Origin of the sequence: Bacillus gaemokensis, from assembly GCF_001590835.1 — a bacterium.
GTDB classification, from domain to species: Bacteria; Bacillota; Bacilli; order Bacillales; family Bacillaceae_G; genus Bacillus_A; species Bacillus_A gaemokensis.
Map to the genome: position 1 here is coordinate 1 of NZ_LTAQ01000038.1, position 8,067 is coordinate 8,067.

7 protein-coding genes and 1 pseudogene are annotated in these 8,067 nt (G+C 33.6%); all 8 read left to right on the forward strand.

Features of this window, described 5'->3' with window-relative positions:
* Positions 1-541: 541 nt before the first annotated feature.
* The 8 genes and pseudogenes from AZF08_RS21155 to AZF08_RS21185 all read left to right on the forward strand — a co-directional run bounded on the left by AZF08_RS21155 (position 542) and on the right by AZF08_RS21185 (position 7,875).
* Positions 542-1,255, forward strand: a complete 714-nt coding sequence (locus tag AZF08_RS21155) for a response regulator transcription factor (protein WP_033679061.1) — start codon at positions 542-544, stop codon at positions 1,253-1,255.
* Positions 1,245-2,261, forward strand: coding sequence for a sensor histidine kinase (locus tag AZF08_RS21160; RefSeq protein ID WP_033679062.1), 1,017 nt, complete (start codon positions 1,245-1,247; stop codon positions 2,259-2,261). Before AZF08_RS21155 ends, AZF08_RS21160 begins: the two co-directional genes overlap by 11 nt.
* A 78-nt stretch (positions 2,262-2,339) precedes the next feature.
* Positions 2,340-3,260, forward strand: a complete 921-nt coding sequence (locus tag AZF08_RS21165) for an ABC transporter ATP-binding protein (RefSeq protein WP_033679063.1) — start codon at positions 2,340-2,342, stop codon at positions 3,258-3,260.
* Complete coding sequence (locus AZF08_RS21170) at positions 3,253-3,990, forward strand: ABC transporter permease (protein WP_033679064.1); 738 nt, start codon at positions 3,253-3,255, stop codon at positions 3,988-3,990. Before AZF08_RS21165 ends, AZF08_RS21170 begins: the two co-directional genes overlap by 8 nt.
* A 91-nt stretch (positions 3,991-4,081) precedes the next feature.
* Complete coding sequence (gene bacA / locus AZF08_RS21175; protein ID WP_033679065.1) at positions 4,082-4,879, forward strand: undecaprenyl-diphosphate phosphatase; 798 nt, start codon at positions 4,082-4,084, stop codon at positions 4,877-4,879.
* A gap of 403 nt (positions 4,880-5,282) precedes the next feature.
* Positions 5,283-5,579: an alanine:cation symporter family protein gene (locus tag AZF08_RS29110; protein ID WP_082246221.1), complete on the forward strand. Its 297-nt coding sequence runs from the start codon at positions 5,283-5,285 to the stop codon at positions 5,577-5,579.
* Positions 5,580-5,661: 82 nt separating this feature from the next.
* Positions 5,662-7,356: a M20/M25/M40 family metallo-hydrolase gene (locus tag AZF08_RS21180; protein ID WP_033679066.1), complete on the forward strand. Its 1,695-nt coding sequence runs from the start codon at positions 5,662-5,664 to the stop codon at positions 7,354-7,356.
* 68 nt (positions 7,357-7,424) lie between these two features.
* Positions 7,425-7,875 (forward strand): annotated as a pseudogene (locus tag AZF08_RS21185) (ASCH domain-containing protein).
* The last annotated feature ends 192 nt before the right edge of the window (positions 7,876-8,067 follow it).

An 8,067-nucleotide genomic window follows, 5' to 3' on the forward strand; every position in this document is an offset into this window, starting at 1 on the left:
CATAAAAATAAAAATTGACGTTGCACGTTGTTTGTTTCGTTCAGTTTTCAGAGAACTCGTTTGCCGCTCATTTGCGACTCCCTTATGTTAACACTTTAAATTTTCAATGTCAACTAAGTTTTTCATTTCGTTTGTCGCGTTCTGCGTTATTTCTATCGGCGACTCATATAATATTACACTCCTATATACTAATAGTCAATAGTTTTTAAAACTTTTTTGAAAAGCTATTTATCTATTATTTTCGCATTACTATAGTATAAGAAAAACACATTGAAACTCCACTAGTAAAGAACAAACATATTACTTCACAAAACTAGCAGTAGTGAACGTAAAAACATTCCCTACACTCAACCTTTCATAATCCCCCCCTTCCCCAACCCAATAGATCCCATTCCTTTTATCCACACTAACAACCTTATTTTAACAATTAATAGTATATAATTAGATAGCTATTGTATTTTGTATTACCAAGCCATACTATACACCCCTTGTTTATACAAGCTACACTACCAATAAAATTCTATTAGAAGCAGGTGACGATATGGAAGATATCCGTGTACTTATAGCAGACGATGAAAAAGAAATACGAGATTTATTAAAAAAATACCTAGAACGAGAATTATATACAGTAGATACTGCAATAAATGGTGAAGAAGTTCTTCACTTATTTAATCAAAATCAGTATAACCTTATCATACTAGACCTTATGATGCCTAAAGTTGATGGTATCGAAGTATGTAGAAGACTTAGGAATGAAACAAATATCCCAATATTAATGCTCACTGCCAAAGACCATGAAGTAGATAAAATTTTAGGACTAAGCATAGGGGCAGATGATTATATTACGAAGCCTTTTAGTATTAACGAGGTGGTTGCTAGGGTAAAAGCTCTTATGAGGCGTTTTTTAATATTAGGAAGTAACGCTAGCACGCGAGAAAAAACACTCCTAACATTTAAAGGACTAACAATTGATGTGAAAAAGTACACAGTTAACGTAGATGGAGAAGAAATCTCTTTAACTGGAAAAGAACTAGAGCTATTAAAATTTTTTGCTTCAAACCCTGAGCAAGTTTTCACAAAAACACAACTCTTCCGTAATGTTTGGGACAGTAATTATATAGAAGATGATAATACCGTTATGGTGCACATTCGAAAGCTTCGAAAAAAAATAGAAGTTGATCCCTCCAATCCTAAATTTATTCAAACTGTATGGGGAATCGGTTATAAATTTGTAGGTGAAAAGGATGAAGAATGATAAAGTTCTCTATCTTATCCTATTTCAATTTCTAATCATCACCGGACTTCTATTTATTGATATGATTCACACATTAAAATTAACTTTATTCATTACCCTTATTGTTATAACAATACATCTTTTCTTTACAAGACTTCACTTTATTCAGAATCGAAAGTCTCTGGTTACTAAATTAAGACGTGCGATTAACGGGAATTTACATACAAGGCTATATACAAATAACGATCATTCATTAGATGATGTAGTTTTTTCTATAAATGAATTAATAACCGAACTAGAAAAGGTACACGTTGAAGCTAGAAAATCTCAAGAAGCTAGGAGACAACTCTTATCTAGTATCTCACATGATATTCGAACACCTCTTACTTCTATTATTGGATATGTTGATGCTTTAAAAGATGATATCGCTGCTTCTGAAGATGAAAAACAAGAATATCTTGCAATACTCTCAAAGAAGTCAAATAACTTAAAACAACTGGTTGATGAAATATTTAATATGGCAAAGCTTGATGCTGATGAGTTTCCATTAAAGGAAGAACAACTTGATTTTTCAGAAATTACCAGGGAATCTTTAATTGAATTTTTACCTGAGCTATCCAAACATGATATCAAGTTACATGTTAATATTCCCGAAGACCCTTGTCCTATTATGGCAGATTCCCTTAGTCTTATGCGGGTTATAGGTAACCTTATAAAGAATGCTATATATTACGGAAAGTCCGGAAAGATACTAGGAATAGAACTCCTAGAAACAACTAATGAATATCAGCTGCTCATTTGGGATAAAGGACCTGGTATTTCAAAACATGATTTAGAAAACGTATTTGAGAGAATGTACCGAAGTGACCAATCAAGGAACCCCTCACATGGTGGTAGTGGATTAGGGCTCGCTATTGCGAAAGCACTAGTAGAAAAACACGGCGGACAAATATGGGTAGAAAGTATCCTGTGGGAAAGAACAACCTTTGGCTTTTCCATCCCAAAACAAACTGTTTTTAAGAAATAGTTAAGAAATGATTAAGTAGTAGTTAAATCCTCCTGTTTATCATGTAATTAAGAGTTCATAGAAAGTAGGTGTTTCAAAATGAATGCAATTATAAAAACAACAAATCTTACTAAAATTTATGGTAATCAAAAGTCCGTAGATAATCTAAACATAAATGTGAACCGAGGAGAGATTTATGGATTCATCGGGCGAAATGGTGCTGGTAAAACGACTACAATCCGAATGTTACTAGGACTAATAAAACCTACAAGCGGAAAAATCGAAATATTCGGAGAGGATTTATTTCAAAATCACAAAGAAATTTTGAGAAGAATTGGTTCTATCGTTGAAGTTCCAGGGTTTTATGAAAATCTTACCGCAAAGGAAAATTTATTAATCAATGCCAAAATTATCGGAGTCCACAAAAAAAATGAGATTGAAGAGGCATTAGAAATTGTAGGGCTAGAGCATGAAACAAAAAAATTAGTAGGTAAATACTCTTTAGGGATGAAACAACGCTTAGGGATTGCGAGAACTCTTCTCCATTATCCAGAACTATTAATACTAGATGAACCAACAAACGGTTTAGATCCGATTGGTATTAAAGAGATGCGAAAGCTTATTAAATCTCTAGCACAAGAAAGAAACATAACAATATTAATTTCCAGCCACATTTTAGCTGAAGTCGAACAGCTAGTAGACCATATGGGAATCATTCATGAAGGAAGGTTATTAGAGGAGATTTCTCTTGATACACTTCGAAAAACAAATCGTAAATACCTGGAATTCCAAGTAAATAACGATAATAAAGCTGTAATGCTATTAGAAAAACAATTTCATATTTCGGATTATGAGGTTCATGATGAAGGAAACATTCGGGTTTATTCCCACTTCGGGCAACAAGGACAGATTAATAAACTCTTTGTCCAAAACGATATTGAAGTATTAAAAATTATGATGAGTGAAGATAGATTAGAAGATTATTTCACCAAATTGGTTGGGGGTGGAGCAATTGGTTAATCTACTATATACAGAACTATTAAAATTGAAACGTTCTAACATGTTCTTGATTAGTATTATCGGGGCAGCTGTGGCACCTTTTATGATAGTTTTGGCCTTTTATATAGAAATGAAAACAAAACCATCTGCTCCAGCTGCGAGTTTCGATGCTCTTTTTATTAATGCTAACATGTATACTGTTTTATTTATGGGAGTCCTTCTATACGGAGTCGTTACCGCTTATCTCTTTAATCGGGAATACACAGAAAATACATTAAAAAACCTATTAACCATTCCTGTATCACGTTTTAACTTTATTATAAGTAAATTCATCCTTCTATTTATTTGGATTATGATATTGACTATAGTTGCATGGGGACTAACTTTACTATTAGGGCTATTAGGAGGTTTTCCTGGCTTAAGTAGTCTATTACTCTTCCAATTTTTGATGAAATTTTTGATGGGCGGTGGATTCCTTTTTATCTTATCTCCCCCTATTGTACTGCTAACTCTTGTAATGAAGACTTATGTTCCGCCTATTATATTAACAATTGTTATAGCGATGGTAAATGTTATGACTGCAAGTTCAGAGCACAGAGATTTATTTCCTTGGGCAGCGACAATCGATATAATAAATAACGAACTGCAACCGACATATCCTCCAGAATATTCTTATATCGTCATTGCCGCTACAGCTATTCTCGGCTTTCTCGCAACAATATTCTATTTTAAAAAGATTGATATTCATTGATTTATAAAGATGATAAGATTTTCCTTTTAGAAATCAATGTCTTTCCAAAATATTTGAAAAGAGAATTTTCATTTCATATAGGAGTGAGATTATGAGCGATACAATCATCGCCTTTATACTTGGCATCATAGAAGGACTAGCCGAATTTTTACCCATCTCTTCTACTGGACATCTTATATTAGCTGGTCACTTGTTAGGATTTGAAGGAGAAAGAGCAAAAACATTTGAGATTGTGATACAGCTAGGGGCTATTTTAGCTATCGCCGTTTTATATCACAAACGCCTTGTTTCTTTATTTAACATAAAACCTCTTCTGCAGAAAGAAAAGAAATTCAATGCATTGCATGTGATTTTAGGTGTGTTCCCTGCTGTAATTGCTGGTTTACTATTACACGATATAATTAAAACGTATTTATTTCAGGCACATACTGTCGTTATTGGACTTGTAGCAGGAGCTATTCTTATGATTTACGCAGAAATAAAAAAACCTAAAGCTACAGCCTATTCATTAGACGATTTAACATATCGCCAAGCATTAACAATTGGGTTATTTCAATGCTTAGCAGTATATCCTGGTTTCTCAAGAGCTGGATCCACTATTTCTGGAGGGTTGTTAGCAAAGACGAATTATAAAGTAGCCTCAGAATTCTCTTTTCTTATCGCTCTTCCCGTCATGGTCGGGGCAACAGGTCTAGACTTATTAAAAAGTTGGAAATATTTAAGTGTAGATGATCTACCTATGTTCGCAATAGGATTTATTACTTCTTTTATTGTAGCAATGCTAGCAGTAGTAACGTTTCTAAAGCTGTTAGCAAAAATAGGTTTAAAACCATTTGCCTATTATCGCATTTTGTTAGCTATTGTATTCACTACTTTTGTACTGCTCTAACCATAACAAAATTATTTACAAATAAAACAACGATATTTCTATACGAATATCGTTGTTTTATTGCTTGTAACTCCTAGAGAAATTTTAAAATTGCATGCAATAAAAACTACAAAGACTACTTTTTTAAAGTGCTTTTCAATATATTAATCGTTAAAAGAGATTGACGGAAATGTTCTGAATATTCTTTAATAATAAAGATAAATATTTTCATATCTACAATACCAGCTCAACTAGACTCTTCGAAAACATTTATATGATTTAACTTCTAATGTTTCCTATACTTCACTGTTCAATAGTAATTCATCTTTTTTATTCCTACAAATATCTAAATTTGAAAGGGGTTATATAGCCGCTATGGCACTTCTTTTTCATTCACATATACTAGGAGGGAAACAATGGGGAAATTTTCGCCAAAAGTAATGATCCAGGTACAGTTACACCCTTTCAAGCAACCCCTTCTGCTTTAGCTTCTACAATGGGCGCTGCCAATATCGTCCGGGTTGCACTCGGTGGGCCTGGTTCGATTTTTTGTATGTGGATTGTAGCTTTAATTGGAATGGCTACAAAGTATTCTAAAGTAGTACTAAGTATCCACTACTGCCAGAAGAACAAAAACGATGAATGGGTTGATGGACCTATGTATTATATCGAAAAGAGCCTTATCCGGAAAAAATCACCTCTTTCTTTACCTTTGCATTAATGATTATTTTTCTATTCTTAACTCTAATAACGAATAAAAAGTCTACAACAGCTATATAGCATATTATCAAGGAGGTTATTCTATGTACCAACAACTACACTCATTACCTCTAGAAAAACAAGTCGAAATGCTAACAAAACATTTAGTTTCTTTTAATAGTATTAATGGTACTACTGGCGAAGTACGTATAATAGATGAGTTATACCACATTTTAAAAAGCTTCCCATACTTTCAAGAACATCCTGAACATGTATGGGTTCAGCATGCTCCTAATGATCCAATTGGTCGAAAAAATGTATTTGCATTTTTAGAAGGGCAGACAGATTCTCCTTCGACTATTCTTTATCATTCCCATCTAGATACTGTTGGAATTGAGGACTTTGGTCTATTAAAAGAACATGCTTTCTCTTCAGACAGATTAGAAGCATTCTTTCAAACATATGAAGGGAATGCTGACGTTCAATCTGATGCAAAATCCGGAGATTGGCTATTTGGTCGCGGCTCTGTTGATATGAAAAGCGGAGCTGCTGTTCACTTAGCTAATATTCTATATTTCTCACAACATACTGATTCACTAGAAGGAAACCTACTCCTACTCTTTAATGGAGATGAAGAAGGAGAACATCGTGGTATTACATCTGCATTAACAGAACTTGAAAGACTACAACAAGAAAAACAATTACAATATCGCTTGGCAATTAATAATGATTTTATAACACCTCTATATGACGGAGACAACGGGCGCTATATTTATACAGGAACTGCTGGTAAACTCCTTCCTTGCTTCTATATTTATGGTAGAGAAGTACATGTTGGAGATACTTTATCCGGAATTGATCCTAATTTTATCGCAGCTCAAATTACAAACAGATTGCATAACAACTATAAACTAACGGAATCCATTCCAGATGAACTCGTTCTTCCTCCAACTTGTTTATATCAGCGCGATAACAAGGACAGCTATACTGTACAAACTGCAACAAGCAGCCGACTATACTTTAATTACTTTATTTATGAATCTACACCTAAAGAAGTTCTTATGCAGTTATTAGAAGAAACAAAACAAGTGTGCAAAGAAGCTGAAGAATACTTAAAAGAACAGTTTGAACGTTACTTACTGGTAACAGGTGTCCCATCAAGTGATATTTCTTGGAAGATTAATGTAACGAGTTATGAAGATTATGTAGGAGAATTAGAAGAACTCGGTATTGATACAGAATCTACTATTCAAAATGTACTAAAAGAAAGCAATACGAGTGATTTACGTGAGCTATATTTTGAAATGGTTGGTGCTCTTCAACAATTGGATCCAGAGAAAAAAGCACGTGTAATTGTCTTTTTTGCACCACCATTTTTACCACATAACTACTTAAAACAAACAAATAAAGAAAATCGTCAATTACAGAGTAGTATTCAAGCTATACTAGAAAATATGCAGGATGAGACAGGAGAACAATTTATCTTGAAGAAATTCTTTCCTTATTTAGCTGATGGTAGTTTCTTATCTATTCATGAAACGGATGATGAACTAAAACCGTTACTACAGAACTTCCCGAAGTGGGAACGATTATATCCACTTCCATATGAAACAATCCGTAAATTAAGCATCCCTTCTATTAACATGGGCGTATACGGGAAAGATGGTCATAAATGGACAGAACGTGTCTATAAGCCATATTCATTTAACATATTACCTTTCCTTATACGAAAAACAACAATACAAATTTTAAATGACTATAAAGAGAATTCAAGCCTTCAAACAGTTCATTATTCATAACAGGGAGTCTTTATATTAAAATATTGCACATGTAACTAAAAACTAGAGAAATTAGGTGACTATATACAATGAATCAATTAGCACAAAAATATTGGGATGAATACTGGATGAACGGTGAAAAACCTAAATCAGTTAGTGCCTGGCAGTTTGGAGCCTCTCCTGACGATCTTGCTCAGTTAGTTATTGATGGTGTAAAAACAGCAACATGCTCTGGTCATATTTTTTATGAACTAGAAAATGAACCTCTCCCAACAATAAATGATTATAGCATTATATTGAATAGCCGTGATTGATGAGTCTGTAGCCATTATTAAAACCGTAACAGTGACCATAATACCAATGAATGAAGTAACTGAAGAATTCGCTATTGCAGAAGGAGAAGGCGATCGAACCTATCAATACTGGAAGAATGCTCATATAAACTTCTTTACAAAAGAATTGAAGACAATTGGACGCGAATTTTCTGAGAATATGTTACTCGTTTGTGAGCGTTTTAAGCTCATTGATATAAAAAAATAGATTTACTTTTGACAGACAATCTTGTCATCTATGACTCAAGAAGCACATAGATGATAAGCTATTTTTATTATATTTGATAAAGAAATATTATAATAAAAACACAAAAAACCTAAGTCGAAACGACTTAGGTTTTTGCTTGGCGACGTCCTACTCTCACAGGGACAAGGTCCCAACTACCATCGGCGCTAGAGA